A 16823-nucleotide genomic window follows, 5' to 3' on the forward strand; every position below is an offset into this window, starting at 1 on the left:
GTTATCGAACCGTGACACGATTGGGCTGCTCGCGACCAAACCAGGGCCACCCTGCCAACAGGAAGGTCACAGGCGAACACTGGCGGGCATGAACCAGACAGCGGCCCCCGTGCGCCAGGGCAGCGCGCACCGAGCGCGTTTCCTCCTGCTCGCCGCCCTCGCCGGCATCATCACGGGAGGCGTGCTGCTTGCGGTCGCCGAGCTCGTCGCCCTCGCGGTGGCGCGCACAGCCAGCCCCGTGCTGGCGCTCGGCTCCTTCATCGTCGACATCGTGCCGCGCCCGCTCAAGGAATTCGCGATCGAGACGTTCGGCGAGAACGACAAGATCTTCCTGCTCGCGAGCGTCGGCGTCGCCGTGGTGGTGGCCGCGGCGATCGCCGGCATGCTTCAGCTGGTCCGGCCCCCGCTCGGGCAGATCCTCCTCGTCGTCGCCGGCGGCCTCTCGATCGCAGCGATCGTCACGCGCGCCGGTGCGACTCCGCTCTCGGCCGTGCCCACGCTCGCCGGGGTGATCGTCGCGGTCGTCGTGATGCACCTCCTCTTCGGGCGGCTGCGGCGCTGGCGTGGCGCCGGCGTAGCGGACGAGGCGGACGCCGCCGGGCTCGAACGTCGCGGCTTCTTCCGGGTGGCCCTCGTCGCCGCCGTCGGCGCCGCTGTGGTGGGCACCGGCGCCCGCCTGGTCAACGCCGCGACCTCCTCCCTCGCGAGCGTGCGGGCGGCGCTGCGCCTGCCCCCTCCGCGCACCACCGTCGCGGTGCCCGCCGGCGCCGACCTGGGGATCGACGGCCTCTCGCCGCTCTACACGCCCAACGCCGACTTTTACCGCGTCGACACCGCGCTCAGCGTCCCGAACATCGACCCCTCCACGTGGTCGCTGAAGGTCACCGGGATGGTCGACCAGGAGGTGACGCTGACCCTCCAGCAGCTCCTCGACATGGGGGTCGACGAGTACAGCGTGACGCTGACGTGCGTCTCGAACCAGGTCGGAGGAGACCTGGTCGGCACCGCGAAGTGGCTCGGCGTGCCGATCCGCGACGTGCTGGCGAAGGCCGGTGTGCAGAGCGGCGCCGACATGGTGCTCTCGAGCAGCATCGACGGGTACACCGCGAGCACCCCGCTGGCCTCGCTCACCGACTCCGGGCTCGACGCGATCCTCGCGGTGGGGATGAACGGCGAGGCGTTGCCGTTCGAGCACGGGTTCCCGGTGCGGATGGTCGTCCCGGGCCTCTACGGCTACGTCTCGGCGACCAAGTGGCTCACCGAGCTCAAGGTGACCACCTTCGCGGCCGATCAGGCGTACTGGACCCCGCGCGGCTACTCCGCCGAGGCCCCCATCAAGATGTCCTCGCGCATCGACACCCCGCGCATCGACGCGCCGATCACGGCCGGACCCACCACGATCGCGGGAGTCGCGTGGGCGCAGGCGACGGGGATCTCGAAGGTCGAGGTCAGCATCGATGACGGCGACTGGCAGGCGGCGACCCTCTCGACTCCCGTCAACATCGACACGTGGGTGCAGTGGCACGTCGACTGGCAGGCCGAGAGCGGATCGCACTACATCGCCGTGCGGGCGACCGACAAGAACGGCGCGCTGCAGACCGCGGACCGCGCGCCCGTCGCGCCGGACGGCTCCAGCGGCTGGCAGCGCACCCTCGTCAGCGTGAGCTGAGCCGCCCGCCCGCCTGCCCCTCCCTCTCGCCTCCGCGAGATGCCACTTGTGCGCTCGCGCGCCGGCGTGTCGTGCTCATAAGTGGCATCTCGCGGAGGAGGGGGCCTCGGTCAGTCGCGGGGGGCGGGGGCGAATTGGCCGGCGAGCGAGCCGGCGAGGGCGAGCGCGAAGCCCAGGAGCTGGAGGGCCGAGAGCGCCTGTCCGAGCACGACCCAGCCGAGCAGCGCCGCGGTCACCGGGCTGAGCACTCCGAGGAGCGCGACATTGCTCGACGGCAGTGCCCGGGCCCCGCGGAACCAGAGCGCGTAGGCGAGCGCGCCTCCGATGAGGGTGAGCCAGGCGTAGCCCGCCAGCCCGGCGAGACCGGGCTGCCACGGCCCATGATCGGTGAGGGGGAGCAGCGGTGCGACGGCCAACCCGCCGACGATGAGCTGCCATGCGGTCGAGGTGAGGGGATGCGTCCCAGGCGGCGTTCCCCACCGTCGCGTCAGCAGGATCCCGACCGCCATCGAGACCGTTCCGAGCGCGGCGGCGCCCAGGCCGATCGGGTCGAAGGAGGCGGTGCCGCTGATCGACACCAGCGAGACGCCCGCGAGGGCGACGACTCCCGATGCCACCTGGAGGAGGTGGGGCCGACCCCAGCGGAGGAGGAAGGTCAGCGCGATGACGACGAGCGGCTGCACCGCTCCGACGACCGCCGCCACTCCGCCGGGCAGTCTCGAGGCGGCGACGAACAGCAGCGGGAAGAAGAGCCCGATGTTGAGCAGCCCGAGCACAAGCGTGCGGAGGCGCCACCCGCGCGGCGGGACGCCTGGTCGCAGGGCGAGCAGGAGCAGGCCGGCGGGGAGCGCCCTGAGCAGGCTGGCGGTCAGGGGGTGGCCCGGAGGCAGGAGCTCGGTGGTCACGAGATAAGTGGTGCCCCAGACGATGGGCGCGACCGCGGCGGTGAGGGTGAGACCCGCGCGTGTCATGACGACTCCTCTTAGCTCATGATTGTTCAACACTAAGAAGTATAGGACGGCGTAGCCTTGACGCCACACAGGTGAAGGAGCGGCCATGCACGATGCCGTCGATCGCGTACTCGAGCAGTGGGCGCAGGAGCGGCCCGACATCGATGTCACTCCGATGGCGGTGATCGGCCGCCTCGCGCGCGCCGAGGCGCTGCTCGAGCGGCGCATCGCCTCCGCCCTCGGCGAGCACGACCTCCGCCCGGGCGAGTTCGACCTCCTCGCCGCGCTACGCCGCTCGGGCGCGCCGCACCGGCTCACCGTCGGGGCGATGCTCGCGAGCACGATGGTCACCTCCGGGGCGATCACCCATCGGCTCGACCGGCTCGTCGCCAAGGGGCTCGTCACGCGCGAGCTTGACCCGGGCAACCGGAGAAGCGTCATCGTCACGCTGACCGCTCGCGGCCTCGACGTCGTGGACGCGGCGCTCGTCTCGCACGTCGATAACGAGCGCGAGCTCCTCTCCAGCCTCGGCGACGACGAGCGACGGCAGCTGGCGGAGCTGCTCCGCACGCTGCTCCTCGGCCTCGGCGACGTCGCGCCTCCGCGCTGAGACGCCTCCCGCGCCCCGCCCCTCCCCGCCCCTCCCCGCGAGATGCCACTTATGAGGACGACACGCCGGCGGCGGCCGTCATAAGTGGCATCTCGCGGGGAGGGAGGCGGCGGGGCGTCAGAGGGCGGGCGGGTAGAGGAAGAGGGGGACCTGGGCGGTGGGGAAGGTCCGGGTGACGTAGCTGTGCTTGCCGCCGTAGTTGTACTCCTCGAGCAGCACGGTGCCGTCGCCGTTGACCTTCTGCACGTACGAGACGTGGTTGTAGGTCCACCACGCGACGCAACCGACGATCGGGACGCTGCTCGTCGCCCAGCCCTTCGCCGCCCAGTTGTCGGGCCACTCGTACGCGCTGCCGCCGAGCGGCGTGATGGTGCTCCACGTGTACTTCCACGGGGCGGAGGTGCGGCCCGCATCGCGGTTCAGGCGCCACGCGACGAAGTCGACGCACTCACGGTAGTAGTAGCCCAGCGGCGAGAGCCCGCCGCCGTTGTCGTCGATCGTCTCGTACGGCCACGGGTAGTCGTCGCCGACCGCCCTCGTCTGAACGGTGCTGAAGTGGCCGCCGTTCGAGCCTGAGAGCACGGCCGCCTGGCGGCTGGCCTCGTCGAGCTGCACCTGCGTGGGAGCGGCGAAGGCGTCGCGGACCGCCGTCTGGCCGGACGCGTCCGACGAGACGGTGAGGTTCTGGAGGCCGACGCGCTGCGCGGCGGCTCCTCCGCCGGACGGGTTGCCGCGCGCGCCGTAGGCGGGGATCGCGGCGGTGGCGAAGAGGCCGCCGACGACCGAGAAGGTGGCGAAGCCGAGGGCGCGGCGGCTGAGCGCGCGCGAACGGGCGGGCGGGGCGGGAACCTCGGTGCGAGGAGCGGAGGCGATGCGTGGCGACGCGCTGCGCGGCGCGGAGGCGGAGGCGGGTGCCGACGCGGTGCTGCTCTCGGCGGCGGCGAGCGCCTCCGCGGCACGAGCCTCAGCCGCTCGCGCCTCGCGCCGGGTGAGCGGGACGGGGATGACGGTCGAGGCGTCGAGACACTCCTCCGGGGTGGGAATGTCTGGCTTCGACACGCGTGCGTTCTCCTCGGTAGGCATCGGGTGGGCCGGGGTGGGGAGGCCCGGCGACGAGTGAGTCTAGCTCGGCGGGCGCAGATCACGAAAGGATCACGGCCCGATCCGCGCTGATGACCGGCGCGTGCCCCGGTCGCAGTGCCAGGATGAGGAGACCTGGGAAGGAGCCCCCATGACCGCACCCCTCGCCTCCGGACCTGTCCTCGTCGGCGTCATCGAGGGCCAGCGGCCCGAGGTCCTCCGCACGGCGGAGGGCATCGCCGCGGGTCTCGGAGCCTCGCTCCTCCTCGTCACCGTCGCGGCGGACCCCTACCTCGTGGGCGACTACATCGACCCGATGACGGGCGGGATCCCCCTCGGCCTCGTGCCGCAGCGCGCGGCCGAGACGCCTCCCGAGGTCGATCAGCGGCTGCGCGACGAGATCGAGGCGCAGCTCGCCTCCTCCACCGTGCCCTGGACGCTGCGCACCGTCGAGGGCGAGCCTGCGCTCGCGCTCGCCGACGCCGCCGAGAAGTCCGACGCCCGCATGATCGTCGTCGGCACGCGCGACGCGGGAGTGCTCGCGAGCATCGCCGAGTTCCTCAGCGGGAGTGTCGCCGCCCATCTCGCCCATCGGCAGCACCGCCCGGTCCTCGTCGTTCCGCGCGCCGACCGCGACCCCGCGCGTCCGGCTCCGTGGGACCTCCCGGAGTGAGCGCACCCCTCCACCTGAGACCGTCCGCGATCCTCGTGGTCGCCCTCGGCGGAACGGTGGGCACCGCCGCGCGTGCCGTGACCGCGCTGGCCCTGCCTCCCCTCAGCGCCCTGCCGGTGGCGACGCTCGCCGTCAACCTCGCGGGCGCCTTCCTGCTCGGGCTGCTGCTCGAGCGTCTCGTCCGCGGCGGAGCGGACGTCGGACCGCGGCGCACGCTCCGCCTCCTGATCGGTACGGGCGTCCTCGGGGGATTCACGACCTACAGCACCTTCTCGCTCGACACGCTCACGCTGCTCGACGGGGGACGGATCGCCGAAGCCGGCCTGTACACAGGCGCGACGCTCCTCCTCGGCACGCTCGCCGCAGCGCTGGGGATCGCGGTCGCGGGCCGTAACGCCCGGGAGCGCACGTGACGCTGGCGCTGCTCGTCGCGGTCGCGCTCGCGGGCGGGGTGGGAGCCGCGGCCCGCCTCGTCGTCGACGGCGTCGCGCGTGCTCTGGTGCCGGCGCGATGGCCGGTCGGCACGGCGCTGATCAACGTGGTGGGCTCGTTCCTGCTCGGAGTCGTCGTCGGGCTTGCGCTGTCGGGCCACCTCGACGCGGGCTGGCGCGCGGTGCTGGGCACGGGGGTGCTGGGCGGCTTCACGACGTTCAGCACCGCGAGCGTCGAGACAGCTCGTCTGCTGCTCGAACGGCGGTGGGCGGCAGGCCTGGGCTATGGCCTCGGGATGTGGGCGTCCGCCCTCCTGGCGGCGGCGCTCGGCCTCGCGCTCACCGGCACGCGGCTCTGAGCCCGATCCGCGGTCCTCCGCGCACGCCCGTTCGCCGAAAAACGTCCGAAATCGCACCACATCGGGCCCCGAACGGTGTTCGGTCGTCGTGCGGTAGGGAAAAATATCCCCCGTGGCAGGGGGATATCGCGCAGGGGATCTTCGGATAGCGGTGGTCGAGGACCAAGCGCTCTATCGGCACATGCTCGCGTCGCTGCTGCGGTCGACTCCTGGCGTGCGCAGCGTCGTCGAGCTGGAGTCCGCCTCCCAGGCGCGCGAGCACCTGCGACCGGAGGAGCTCGACGTCGCGATCATCGACATCGAGCTCGGCGACGGCGATGGGATCGAGCTCGGACGTGAACTGCGCACACGCCGGCCCGAGCTGCCCATCGTGCTGTTGTCGGCGGTCGACGCGCTGCACCGCTTCCTCCGCCTCGACCGCGACGAGGCGCGCGGCTGGAGCTACCTCTCGAAGACGTTCTCCCTGTCCCCGACCGCTCTGCTCAGCGCCCTGCACGCCACGATCCAGGGCCGCACGGTGCTCGATCCGGCTCTGGTCGCGGCTCGCACCGCACGACGCAGCTCGCCTGTCGCCTCGCTCAGCCGCCGCCAGTACGAGGTGCTCGCCGGGCTCGCCTCCGGATTGACCAACGCGGGCATCGCCGAGCAGCTCGGCATCGCGGTCCGCTCGGTCGACAATCACGTCAACGCTCTCTACGCGGCTCTGGGTCTGCGCGCCGACGGCGTCCACAATCCCCGGGTCGAGGCGGCCCTCCAGTTCATCGAGCACACGGCGTGACGCTGGTCATCGCGGCGGCCGACGCCCGGGCCGACAACCGCTTGATGCGTATGTCGGTGTCGCTCCTCGGCGGGGTGCTCGGGCTTCTCGCCGCTGTGCAGGCCGTCGTGGCGTTCAAGATGCGCTCGCTGAGTCTGCGCGGAGCGGCGGAGGATCCGCTCCTCGACGTCCTGCTGCGCGTCTCGATCACGTTCGTGACGATCACGATCGCCGTGGCGCTCATCGCGCTCGTCCGTCCCGAGCACGACGCGCGAGGGAGGCGTGCCGTCGCGATCATCGGGATCGCGCTGATCACCGCCGTCGTGCGCTGCGCGCTCCAGCTCCTCGGCGGCGTCTACCCGGTCGACGCGTGGCCGGCGCTGGTCATGGAGCTGCTGGTCGGGGTGCTCGTCGTCGGCCTGATCTGCCTCCACGGCGTCGTTCTCGTCGATCTGTCGCGGCGGCTGCGCGACAAGGAGCGCGAGAAGACGCGGGCACGCCTGCAGGTCGTCGAGGCGCTGCAGGCGCTCCAGCAGGAGGAGCTGCGTGTGCGCCGCGAGGTCGCGCACGGGCTGCACGGCCGCCTCCAGAACGGTCTCGTCGTCCTCGCCGCCGAGCTGCACGCCCTCGCCGCCGCCGAGGGGCCGCCCCGCCCTGAACGCCTCGCGGGTCTGGCCGCGCGCCTCGACCTCCTGCGCGAGGTGGAGGTCCGGGCGGCGAGCGCCGACCTTTACCCCGTCGACGCCGAGCACGGGCTCCTCGCCGCCACCCGGGGGCTGCTCGCCCGCCTCCCGCCCGAGATCGCCGTGACCCTCGACATCGACGACGCGTGGGCGGAGCACGAGGCGCGTTCCCTCGCCCTCGATCAGCGGGTGCTGCTCGTCCGGGTGGTCGAGGAGGCGATCACCAACGCGCTCAAGCATGGCGGCGCTCGCTCGGTGGCGTTGCGTTTCGCCGTCGAGCCGGGTGTCGTCGCGGTCTCGGTGGAGGATGACGGGAGCGGTGTGGCGGGGGCGGGCCCGCGCTCGGGGCTCGCCCGACTCGCCGCACAGCTCGAGGCCCGCGGAGGCGCACTAGACCTCGCGGAGTCGGGGACGCTGGGAGGCGCTCGGCTCGCGGCGCGCTTGCCGGTGGAGGCGCGCTGACGGCTGGGCGCGTCCGACCGACAGGCCGGGACTCGCCGGTCGGCCCGGCGGAGGCCCCACGAATCTGAAAGAGTGAGCCTGATCCCCTCCAGCACGGGCGGCGGCGGAGACGACGGGAGACGGCGTGAGCGACGGATCGGCGCGGACGGGAGGCGCGGCCCCCTGGCCGCCCACGGGCGCGGCGGATCCGACGGCCCCCGCCATTCCCGGGGTGAGCTCGACCGCGATCCCCGAGTCCAGCGCACGCCCGGTGCGCGCGCTCCGGCTCGCCGTCGCGATCGCGGGCGTGGTGCTCGTCCTGGTCCTCCTCGTCCCGCACGCCGCGATACTGCCGGGTCTCTGGCTCCCGTTCCTCGTCGCGGTGGTGGCGATGTGGCTCACCGGCCCGTTCCGTCTCGAGCTGGCGTGGGGCATCGGCACGGTGACGTTCGGCGTCGGAGTCGCGGTGCTCGCGTTCCTCGCCGGTGACGTCGGGCGGGTGCCGGCGTTGCTGCTCTGGGTGCTCGCCTTGGCCGTCCTGCAGATCGCCGCCCGCCGCCCGCCGCTCGCGGTCGCCTACGCGGTGGGCCTCGCGTCGCTCTCGGGAGGGGCGTTCCTCCTCGTCCTCTCGCTCCTGCCCGCCACCGGGTGGTGGCCCACGCTGGCGGCCGTGCCGGCGGTGCTCGCCTACGGCGCCATCGCCATCGGGATCGAGTACGCGCAGGCACGGATCGCGCTCGCCGGGCTGCCCGACGTGCCGCCTCCCACGCTGAGGCCCGGCCGGGTGGCCCTCGCCCTCGCGCTCAACGCGGGACTCGTCGCGCTCGCCTACGGCGCACGGCTCTCCTCGGGCGTGCAGCGGATCGACTTCGGCGCGGGGCTGGACATCCGCTCGGCGAACACGCTGCTGATCGTGGCCCTGGGGGTCGCGGTGGTCAGTCAGCAGCTCCGGCGGGCGCGGCTCGAGCGCAAGCTGAACGGGCTCATCGAGGCCTCGCTGGCGCTCCCGTGGGGCGAGCAGGAGGAGATCTTCGAGTCGCTCGAGCGCGCGGCTGCGAAGACCGTCCCATCGGCGAGTGCTCGCATCAGCGAGAGCGAGGGCCGCCCGTTCGAGCTTTCTGCCCCGGTGACGGCGCCGGGCGTCGGGGTGCGCCACGTCGTGCTCACGCGCCGCCCCGACTCCGGGGGCTTCACCGTGCTCGAACAGCGGGCGCTGCTGGCCCTCGCGCACATCGCCACCCAGGCCCTCTACGACCGTCGCAACACTCGCGCCCTCCGCGATCAGGCGACGACGGACGCGGTCACGGGACTGACGAACCTGCGCGGCCTCTACGAGGAGTTCGACGCTCTGGACGAGCCCGGCCGCAGCGCGATGCTCTTCCTCGATCTCGACGACTTCAAGGCGGTCAACGACACACACGGCCACTCGACGGGCAACATCGTGCTCGAGCATGTCGGACGCCGCATCCGCGAGAGCGTGCGCGCCGAGGACGTCGTCGCGCGCATCGGAGGCGACGAGTTCGCGGTCCTGGTCGACTCGGTGACGGCCTCCGCGGTCGCGCACCGTATTGTCCGGGCGGTCGAACGGCCCCTCGTCATCGGCCGGGTGACCCTGCACCCGCGCATCAGCGTGGGCGCGCCGGTCGAGGTGAGCGGCAGCTTCGATCGCGTGATGCAAGAGGCGGACGAGCGGATGTACGCCTCGAAGAACCAGCGTAAGAGCGAGCGCGCGGAGGGAGCCGATCTGGTCGCCGAGGTGCGCACGGCGGTGCTCGAGGGCACCGTGAGGGTGGCGTTCCAGCCGGTGATCGACGTGGCCGAGCGCACGATCATCGGCTTCGAGGCGCTCGCGCGGTGCACCACGGCCGACGGCACGCCCCTCAGCCCGCTCACCCTGGTCGACATCGCGCGTTCCCTGGGCCTGCTCGACCGCCTGACGGTGCAGATTCTCGACCAGGCGGTCGAGAGCATGCTCGAGTTCCGCGAGATCGATGCAGCGGTCTCCTTCCTCAGCGTCAACATCGAGGCCGAGCAGCTGATGCACGACGAGATCCTCGACACCGTGCGCTCCCACCGCACGGCCGAGCGGGGCATCCAGCTCTGCCTCGAGCTGACGGAGGGGTCGATCGGCCACGTGGACGAGGCCGTGATCGAGCGCGTGCGGGCGCTGACCGCCGACGGCATCGCCATCGCACTCGACGACTACGGTCAGGAGCATGCGGCGGCGGCGGCCCTGCTCACCGTGCCGCTCAGCATCGTCAAGATCGATCGCGTGTTCCTCTCGGACGAGGCCAACCCGCGCCACGCCACGATCCTCCGGTCGATCATCGATCTCGTCGCGGACCTCGACATGCATCCGATCGTCGAGGGCGTCGAGACTCCGACGGCGCACGCGCTGCTGACGCGACTCCGGGCCGAGCGTGCCCAGGGCTACTTCTACGGGCGCCCGCTGTTCCCCGAGCTCGTGAAGGAACGCCTCCGCGCGACGGGCACGGCGGCGCTGCCTGACCAGCCCTGAGCGGTCGGGAGGCCCTCAGAGCCGGGCGAACAGCCAGCCGTCCTCGATCAGCGCGGCTCGCAAGGAGAGGCGCGTCGGGACGTCGACTCCGGCGGCGCGGAACAGCTCGCGCGTGCGCGCAAGATGACGCCGAATGGTGTGTTCGCCGAGCCGGAGGTACGTCGCGAGGGTCGATGCCGACGGGGCGGCTCGTCCGCAGTACAGGCAGGCGACCTGCAGCTCGCGGTCGGTGAGCTCGACGACGCTCGGCGCCGGAGGCGGTGGGGAGCGGGGCGGGTCGCTGATGCGCTCGACGAGGACGGCGAGACCCTCCTGAGCGGTCACGACGGCCGCGGCGCCGGCGCGCACCAACCGCGCCTCGTGGGCGGGGGAGGGCGAGTCGAGAAGGACGACCGGAGCGATGTCGAGGCGGGCGAGAGCGCGCGTCTTCAATGCCGCGGGGACATGATCGGCCATTTCCGCCCGAAAGACGGTGCTGTCGGGAAAGGCGGCAAGGGAGGACGAATAGTCGATCCAGGAGGATACCGCCACGCGCACGGCATTCTGCGCCGAGAAGCACGGTAGGGCGAGCGAGAGCGCCTTTCTCACCGGCGAGGAGGTGTCGACGACGTCTATGATCACGCCATGTCTCCCGGTTTTGATCGGCTTCTCCGAGAACCACTGCCGGGAGTCGCGCCGACGAGTGTCCGCGCCGAGCCCGTCACCGTCGTGCATTCCTCCCGAGTGGAGGGGGAAGCGATCGCCCTGTGCGTGCGCGCCTCTTCTCGGGCGGGGGCGGAGCCCCACGTGCGCGTGGGCCGGGGCGGTGGCGCGTGGCGGCCGGCCGCCGGAACGGTGGTCGTGCTCGACCACGAGGCGGAGGCGTCGTCGCTGCTCCCTGCGGCGGTCGCGACCCTGGTGCGGCAGGAGTCGCGGGTGGTGCTGCTCGTGCGCGAGCTGACGGACCCCGTCGCGGAGGCCGCGCGCCATGCGGGCGCCTCCGCCGTGCTGAGCGCCCGAGGTCCGGTCGAGGCGATCGTCGTCGCCGTCGACAGCTGTCTGCTCGGAGCCCGCCCGCGCCCCTCCCCGCTCGGTGCGGCGGGAGCGCTGCCGACCGGCCCGGCGACCCCTCGGCTGACCGTGCGCGAGCTCGCGGTGCTCGAGATGCTGCTGTCTGCGGAGGAGCCCTCGGCGGCCGAGGTCGCCTCGCGGTTGGGCATCAGCGTCAATACGGTCAAGGTGCACGTCGCCAATGTCCGGCGGCGGCTGGGGCGCCTCGAGGGGCGCAATCGTGTCTCTCTGCGCGGGGCGCTGGAGGAGCGCGGCTGGCTCGAGGTGCGCTGAGCGGCCGCCTCCCGCAGAAAGACGAGCGGGCGCACCATCCTCGGCGCGACCCGCTCGTCTCTCACGGTCGATCCCCGACTCGGCCTGCGTCGATCAGACGATCGGCGCGGCGGTCCCGGTGTAGTTGATCGTGCCGGCGCTGAGGCTGTCGCTGACGCCGACGACGGCACCCGTTGCGAGGAGGGTGAGGTTCCAGTTGAGGGTCACCGGGCAGGTGATCTCGATCAGGCTGGGGAGCCCGACCAGGATCACGTTCGCGGTCACGGTCAGCGCGACGGGGCGGAACGGGCTCGCTCCGCCGTAGTTGCCGCGAGGGAACGCGATGTCCGAGAACAGGAGCGTTCCGGGCAGGGCGCCCAGCTGGCCGAAGGTGCCGGTGCCCGCGGCGAGGCCGATGGCCTTGTAGCTCGCGCCGTTGCTCATGGTCAGCGTCGCGCTGGTGGGCAGCACGGTGTAGAGGGGGCGGAACAGCGTGAGGTCGCAGCCGCGCGAGTCGAGGCCGAACACGCCGGCGAAGGCGAGCGCGCCGCGTCCGTTGACGACGACGGCCTGCGAGGTCACAACGTCGACCAGGACGCCGGGCTTGAGGCAGCTGGGGCAGGTGGGGGTGCCGCCCGAAGCGGCCGCGGCGGGGGTCGCCGACGCGAGGGCGACGACGGGGACCGACCAGGCGGCGCCCTTGAGGAGGCTGCGGCGTCCGCGCGAGGAGACGGCGTCGTTCTGAACCCGGGGGAAGTTCTCTTCCATAGTGATGCCCTTCTGTCGGGAGGAGGGCGGAGAGCCCCCGACCCGGCCAGATGGCGGGTCGAGGGAATAGTTGCAGCGATAAAGGCCCTATCGGTGGACTTGGTCGACAGGGATTAGTTCTGCGAATGCACTCAGATCGGCTTCTCCCGCCATGCAGCGATCAGGCTGCCGCCCGCTTTCCCGCGGCTATTCCGGCGGTCTGGGGGAAATTGCGTATCGTCTCAGTCGATTCGCGCCGAAAAAGCGGGGATAGGCGACAGGGAATATCCGCCCGTCTCTGTCGCCGATCGACGGAGGATCCGCGTGGATCGTCAGACGGGATCGATCGCGAGGAGCGGTGCACCCCGGGGAATGCCTCGAGAGCAGGTGGGGAGGAGCAGCTCAGGGCTGCGTCGCGCCGCTCACGTGCTCCTCCGAGAAGAAGCCGGGCCGCAGGACCGCGCCCTCGATCGCGACCTCGCCCGCCGTCCAGCCGCTGCCGAGCGGATACTCGGCCGTGACGAACGCGTGCCCGGGCGTCCCCTGGAGTCCGAGGCGACGGGCGACGATCCGGCGCGGGTCGTAGAGCGCGTGCGGCACGAGAGGCGCGAACACCTCGTACGCGAGGAAGTCCTCGGGCTCGCCGAGCAGAACCGGTTGCAGGTCATCCCCCTCCCGGAGACCGTGTGGCCACCAGCGGAAGCGCTCTACGAGGGACTGGCAGGAGGAGCAGTCGGGCGAGAAGAACACGAGGTGCGTCGGCGGCTCCTGGAACTCCGCGAGAGCGATCTCGACCCCGTCGACGGTCGTCAGCACGAGGCGTTCGTCGGCCGCAGGCGGTGAGGGCACGACGGGTTCGGGAGCGGTGTCCCGGTGGGAACGAGCGTTGCGCAGGACCACGAGGACTCCGATCGCGAGGGCGGTGACGAGAGCGGGCCACCAGGGGGAGGGGAGGAGGGCGGACGGAGCCGTGCCTGCGGCGAGTCCCGCGAGCGCGAGCGCGAGGAACGCGACAGCGCGCACGACGGACGAGCCGGTCATCCGTGCGTCGCCGAGGCCGCCGAAGCACTCACAGTCGACGGGTTCCGGGCGGCGGGCGGCACGCGCGGCGACGACGACGAAGACGGCGAAGAGCGCGGCGGCGGCAGTCAGCGCGAGGCGGCTCCACGGCTCCGGGGCGAGGATCGCCACGAGCCCGACGACGCCCTCGAGCGGGGCGAAAGAGGGGGCGAACCACCGCGAGCGGGCGAGGAAGGCCGGCACTCCCAGCGCGGGCAGTCCGGCCCGGAACCGCTCGGTCCGGCCGAGCTTGAGGGCGCCGCTGGCGACGAGCACACTGCCCGCGATCCACCAGCACACCGTCAGGACGAGATCCACTCCGCCTGCCTCCCTTGCTCCTCGACCGGGCGGGGAGACCCGCCGCGCTCAGGCTAGCCCGCCGTGCCGCACACGTCAGGGGCAGGCCGCGACGCCGAATACAGCTGCACGGCGGAGGGATCGACCACGAGCGCGACCTCGCGGCCGGGTGTGAGATCCTCCCGCGCGACCTCCGCAGGGGCGACGTCGGCGGCCATGAGGGAGCTGCGCACGCGCACGGCGTCGCCGCGCTGCTCCAGGTCCGTCACGACGACGCGCAGCGGCGCCGCCGTGCCCTCGGTCGCCGCTCCGGGCGTCGCGAGCCGGACGGCGGCGGGCGACACCGCGGCGAGGACGGCCGAGCCCAGCGGTAGCCAGGCGGAGGCGGTGCCCGCGATCTCCACGCCGTCCTCGGTGCGCAATCCCGCCTCCGTGCGCCACCCCCGCACGAGGTTGAGCCCTGCCAGCTCGGCCGTGAACGCCGTGCGCGGGCGCGAGAGCACCTCGGCGGTCGGCCCCTCCTCGACGAGGTGGCCGCCGTGCAGCACCACGACGCGATCGGCCAGCGTCCACGCGTCGAGCACATCGTGGGTGACGAGCAGTGTCGTGCGCTCGGCGATCGCCGTGCGCAGCATGCGTCGCAGCGCCGGGGCGAGTCGTGCGTCGACCGCGGCGAGCGGCTCGTCGAGCAGAAGGAGGCGCGGCTCGGCAGCCAGCGAACGTGCCAGTGCCACCCGCTGCGCCTGTCCGCCCGAGAGGGTGCCCGGGCGGCGGTCGGCGAGGCCTGTCGCGTCGACGGCGGCGAGCTGCCGGTCGGCTCGAGCGCGCGCCTCGGCACGGGGCGTCCCGGCGCTGCGAGGCCCGAAGGCGACGTTCTCTCGGACGCTGAGATGGGGGAAGAGCAGCGGCTCCTGCGCGAGCAGTACAGTGCGACGGCGGTGCGGAGGCGTCCACACCTCGCGGCCCCCGGAGCCGCCGACGGAGAACAGCACCGTGTCGCCCAGCCGGGCGCTGCCGGAGTCGGCTCGCACGAGCCCGGCGATCAGCTCCACGAGCGTCGACTTGCCGGCGCCGTTGGGCCCGAGCACAGCGAGCGTCTCGCCGGCGGCGAGGTCGAGCGTCACGTCGAAGCCGCGCCCGGCGAGGCGTGCCGAGAACCTCAGGCCGTCGCGTCCGCTCACCGGCGCGCCTCCGCCGACGCCCGCCGGCCGTAGGAGAGGCCGATGACGAGGACCGCGACGACGACCAGTACCAGCGCGAGCGCGAGGGCCGCCTCCGGGTCGCTCTCGCGTTGCAGGTAGATCTCGAGGGGGAGGGTGCGGGTGACTCCCTCGAGGCTCCCCGCGAAGGTGAGGGTCGCCCCGAACTCGCCCAGCGCGCGGGCGAAGGAGAGGATCGCACCCGAGACGAGGCCGGGCACGATCAGCGGCAGGGTGATCCTCCTGAGCACCGTGCCGGGTGAGGCGCCGAGCGTCGCCGCGACCGCCTCGTAGCGCGCGCCCGAGGAGCGCAACGCACCCTCGAGGGTCAGCACCAGGAAGGGCAGCGCCACGAAGGTCTGCGCGAGCACGACCGCCGTCGTCGAGAACGCGATCCGCACCCCCAGCGCCTCCAGCACGCCGCCGAGCAGCCCCAGCCGCCCGAAGGCGGCGAGCAGCGCCAGGCCGCCGACCACCGGCGGCAGCACGAGCGGCAGCAGCACGAGCGAGCGGAGGAGGCGCTGCCCTGGAAACGCGGTCCGCGCGAGCACGAGCGCCATCGGGGCCCCGAGCACGAGGCAGAGCGCCGTCGCCGCCGCCGATGTCCGCAGGCTCAGGAGCAGGGCGGCGAGGGACGAGTCGGAGGTGATGAGCGGGAGGAACTGGGGCCAGTCGATCCGCGCGAGCACTGCCGCCAACGGAAGAAGGACGAGCAGCGATCCGATCGCGGCGAGCACCACCACCCAGCGCGGCAGTGCGGAGGCGGCGCGCATCAGCTGCGCGGCAGCGGCGTCTCGACGATGACGGTCGTCGCCTTGACCACGGCGACGGCCGGGGAGCCGGGCTCCAGCCCGAGCTCGCGCACGGCCTCGCTGCTCATGAGGGACACGACCCGGTGCGGCCCGCACTGCACCTCGACCTGCGCCATCACCGTGTCCATCACGATCTCGGTGACGATGCCGACGAAGCGGTTCCGCGCCGAGCGGGCCACGAGCGAGGGGTCGTCGGGGAGGATCGCGGTGTCGCGGGCAATGCGGGCGAGGGCGAGCCCGTCCACGACGCTCCGACCGGAGGCGTCTTTCGTGCTCTCGAGCACGCCATTCTCGATCCAGCGGCGGACGGTGTCGTCACTGACGCCGAGGTACGCGGCGGCGTCGCGGATCCGTATCTGCGGCATAGGAGAGATCCTACGTCCGCCGCTGCGCGTCGGGATCGGCGGTCGGGGCGCGGAGGCGGAGGGCGCATCGGCCGCGACGACACGGGCGCACGACCCTCATGGTGCGCCGAAGCCTGCCGCCGAGAGGACCGCGCGTCCCTCCGGGGAGGCGACGTACGCGACGAAGGCTGCCGCCGTCGCGGGTTCGGACGAGCCGGAGAGTGCCGCAATCGGGTAGCGGTTGGTCGCCGCTGACGCCTCCGAGAAGGGGATGCCGGTGACCGAGCCGCCCGCCCCGAGGACATCGGTCGTGTAGACGAGCCCGGCATCGGCCTCGCCCGACGAGACCTTGCCCAGCACATCGGTCACCGACGACTCCTCGCTCACGGGCGAGATCGTGACGCCCGCCGCCCTCTCGACGGCCACGGCCGCCGCGCCGCACGGCACTTGTGGTGCGCAGATGACGGTGGACACCCCCGGGCGGGCGAGGTCGGCGAGGGAGGCGACGCCGGCCGGATTGCCCGGCGGGGTCGCGATCTCGAGGGTATTGCTCGCGATATCGACCGGCGAGCCGGCGAGGAGGGAGGCGTCGCCGAGGGTCGCCATCGTGCGCTCGTCGGCCGAGGCGAAGACGTCGGCGGGGGCGCCGTTGACGATCTGGGTGGCGAGATCGGAGGAGCCGGCGAACGACAGCTGCACACTCGCGCCGGGGTTCTCGCGCTCGAAGTCTGCCGCGATCTCGGTGAAGGTCGACGTGAGGGAGGCGGCGGCGAACACGGTGATCGATCCGGCCGAACCGCTCGCCGTGGCGGTCGGGTCAGTGCTCGCACAGCCAGCCAGGGCGACGAGCAGGGCTGCGGGCAGGGCGAGAGTGAGGGAGCGCACGGAAACC

At 72.7% G+C, this 16823-nt stretch carries 18 protein-coding genes; 9 read left to right on the forward strand and 9 right to left on the reverse strand.

Translation table 11 applies throughout. The features are described from left to right. The first annotated feature begins 88 nt into the window (after window positions 1–88). Entirely contained in the window at window positions 89–1669 is a 1581-nt protein-coding gene (locus tag ITJ45_RS01625; RefSeq protein ID WP_194607104.1) for a molybdopterin-dependent oxidoreductase, read from the forward strand. A 110-nt stretch (window positions 1670–1779) separates the two neighbouring features. Here the strand turns inward: ITJ45_RS01625 and ITJ45_RS01630 are convergent, their stop codons facing one another. Further along, the gene (locus ITJ45_RS01630) at window positions 1780–2640 is read right to left on the reverse strand and encodes an EamA family transporter (RefSeq protein ID WP_194607105.1); all 861 of its coding nucleotides are present in this window, start codon (window positions 2638–2640) and stop codon (window positions 1780–1782) included. An 85-nt stretch (window positions 2641–2725) separates the two neighbouring features. On the opposite strand from ITJ45_RS01630, the gene ITJ45_RS01635 reads away from it, so the two are divergent. After that, window positions 2726–3229, forward strand: coding sequence for a MarR family winged helix-turn-helix transcriptional regulator (locus ITJ45_RS01635; RefSeq protein WP_194607106.1), 504 nt, complete (start codon window positions 2726–2728; stop codon window positions 3227–3229). Window positions 3230–3346: 117 nt separating this feature from the next. On the opposite strand, the gene ITJ45_RS01640 is transcribed toward ITJ45_RS01635, so the two are convergent. Continuing rightward, on the reverse strand, window positions 3347–4288 hold the full coding sequence (locus ITJ45_RS01640) for a CHAP domain-containing protein (protein ID WP_194607107.1): 942 nt from the start codon (window positions 4286–4288) through the stop codon (window positions 3347–3349). A gap of 172 nt (window positions 4289–4460) precedes the next feature. Here ITJ45_RS01640 and ITJ45_RS01645 point away from each other — a divergent pair, with 172 nt between their 5' ends. The 6 genes from ITJ45_RS01645 (at window position 4461) to ITJ45_RS01670 (ending at window position 10171) form a co-directional block, all read left to right on the forward strand. Beyond that, window positions 4461–4982 carry a universal stress protein gene (locus ITJ45_RS01645; RefSeq protein ID WP_194607108.1) on the forward strand — a complete coding sequence of 174 codons (522 nt, stop codon included), beginning with the start codon at window positions 4461–4463 and terminating at the stop codon, window positions 4980–4982. Then, on the forward strand, window positions 4979–5395 hold the full coding sequence (locus ITJ45_RS01650; protein WP_194607109.1) for a fluoride efflux transporter FluC: 417 nt from the start codon (window positions 4979–4981) through the stop codon (window positions 5393–5395). The genes ITJ45_RS01645 and ITJ45_RS01650 overlap by 4 nt, the downstream gene beginning before the upstream one ends. Next, the gene (locus ITJ45_RS01655) at window positions 5392–5772 is read left to right on the forward strand and encodes a fluoride efflux transporter FluC (protein ID WP_194607110.1); all 381 of its coding nucleotides are present in this window, start codon (window positions 5392–5394) and stop codon (window positions 5770–5772) included. Before ITJ45_RS01650 ends, ITJ45_RS01655 begins: the two co-directional genes overlap by 4 nt. Window positions 5773–5923: 151 nt before the next feature. Then, window positions 5924–6550 (forward strand): response regulator transcription factor, encoded by a 627-nt coding sequence (locus ITJ45_RS14260; RefSeq protein WP_323742810.1) that lies wholly within the window; start codon window positions 5924–5926, stop codon window positions 6548–6550. Next, window positions 6547–7674 (forward strand): sensor histidine kinase, encoded by a 1128-nt coding sequence (locus ITJ45_RS01665; protein ID WP_194607111.1) that lies wholly within the window; start codon window positions 6547–6549, stop codon window positions 7672–7674. The genes ITJ45_RS14260 and ITJ45_RS01665 overlap by 4 nt, the downstream gene beginning before the upstream one ends. A gap of 124 nt (window positions 7675–7798) precedes the next feature. Continuing rightward, a complete protein-coding gene (locus ITJ45_RS01670; protein WP_194607112.1) occupies window positions 7799–10171 on the forward strand; it encodes an EAL domain-containing protein in 2373 nt (790 codons plus the stop codon). Between the two features lie 15 nt (window positions 10172–10186). Here the strand turns inward: ITJ45_RS01670 and ITJ45_RS01675 are convergent, their stop codons facing one another. Continuing rightward, a complete protein-coding gene (locus ITJ45_RS01675) occupies window positions 10187–10792 on the reverse strand; it encodes a hypothetical protein (protein WP_194607113.1) in 606 nt (201 codons plus the stop codon). Between the two features lie 3 nt (window positions 10793–10795). Here ITJ45_RS01675 and ITJ45_RS01680 point away from each other — a divergent pair, with 3 nt between their 5' ends. After that, a complete protein-coding gene (locus ITJ45_RS01680) occupies window positions 10796–11494 on the forward strand; it encodes a LuxR C-terminal-related transcriptional regulator (RefSeq protein ID WP_194607114.1) in 699 nt (232 codons plus the stop codon). A gap of 93 nt (window positions 11495–11587) precedes the next feature. On the opposite strand, the gene ITJ45_RS01685 is transcribed toward ITJ45_RS01680, so the two are convergent. The 6 genes from ITJ45_RS01685 to modA all read right to left on the reverse strand — a co-directional run bounded on the left by ITJ45_RS01685 (window position 11588) and on the right by modA (window position 16816). Next, complete coding sequence (locus ITJ45_RS01685) at window positions 11588–12241, reverse strand: hypothetical protein (protein ID WP_194607115.1); 654 nt, start codon at window positions 12239–12241, stop codon at window positions 11588–11590. Between the two features lie 381 nt (window positions 12242–12622). Next, complete coding sequence (locus ITJ45_RS01690) at window positions 12623–13597, reverse strand: MauE/DoxX family redox-associated membrane protein (protein WP_194607116.1); 975 nt, start codon at window positions 13595–13597, stop codon at window positions 12623–12625. 53 nt (window positions 13598–13650) lie between these two features. Further along, complete coding sequence (locus tag ITJ45_RS01695; RefSeq protein WP_323742811.1) at window positions 13651–14757, reverse strand: ABC transporter ATP-binding protein; 1107 nt, start codon at window positions 14755–14757, stop codon at window positions 13651–13653. Beyond that, entirely contained in the window at window positions 14754–15548 is a 795-nt protein-coding gene (locus ITJ45_RS01700; RefSeq protein ID WP_194607117.1) for an ABC transporter permease, read from the reverse strand. The genes ITJ45_RS01695 and ITJ45_RS01700 overlap by 4 nt, the downstream gene beginning before the upstream one ends. After that, window positions 15548–15952 (reverse strand): TOBE domain-containing protein, encoded by a 405-nt coding sequence (locus tag ITJ45_RS01705; RefSeq protein ID WP_194607118.1) that lies wholly within the window; start codon window positions 15950–15952, stop codon window positions 15548–15550. Before ITJ45_RS01705 ends, ITJ45_RS01700 begins: the two co-directional genes overlap by 1 nt. A gap of 96 nt (window positions 15953–16048) precedes the next feature. Continuing rightward, on the reverse strand, window positions 16049–16816 hold the full coding sequence (modA, locus tag ITJ45_RS01710; RefSeq protein ID WP_323742812.1) for a molybdate ABC transporter substrate-binding protein: 768 nt from the start codon (window positions 16814–16816) through the stop codon (window positions 16049–16051). Between the last annotated feature and the right edge of the window lie 7 nt (window positions 16817–16823).

The sequence above is a fragment of the Rathayibacter sp. VKM Ac-2879 genome, assembly GCF_015351245.1.
GTDB lineage: Bacteria > Actinomycetota > Actinomycetes > Actinomycetales > Microbacteriaceae > Rathayibacter.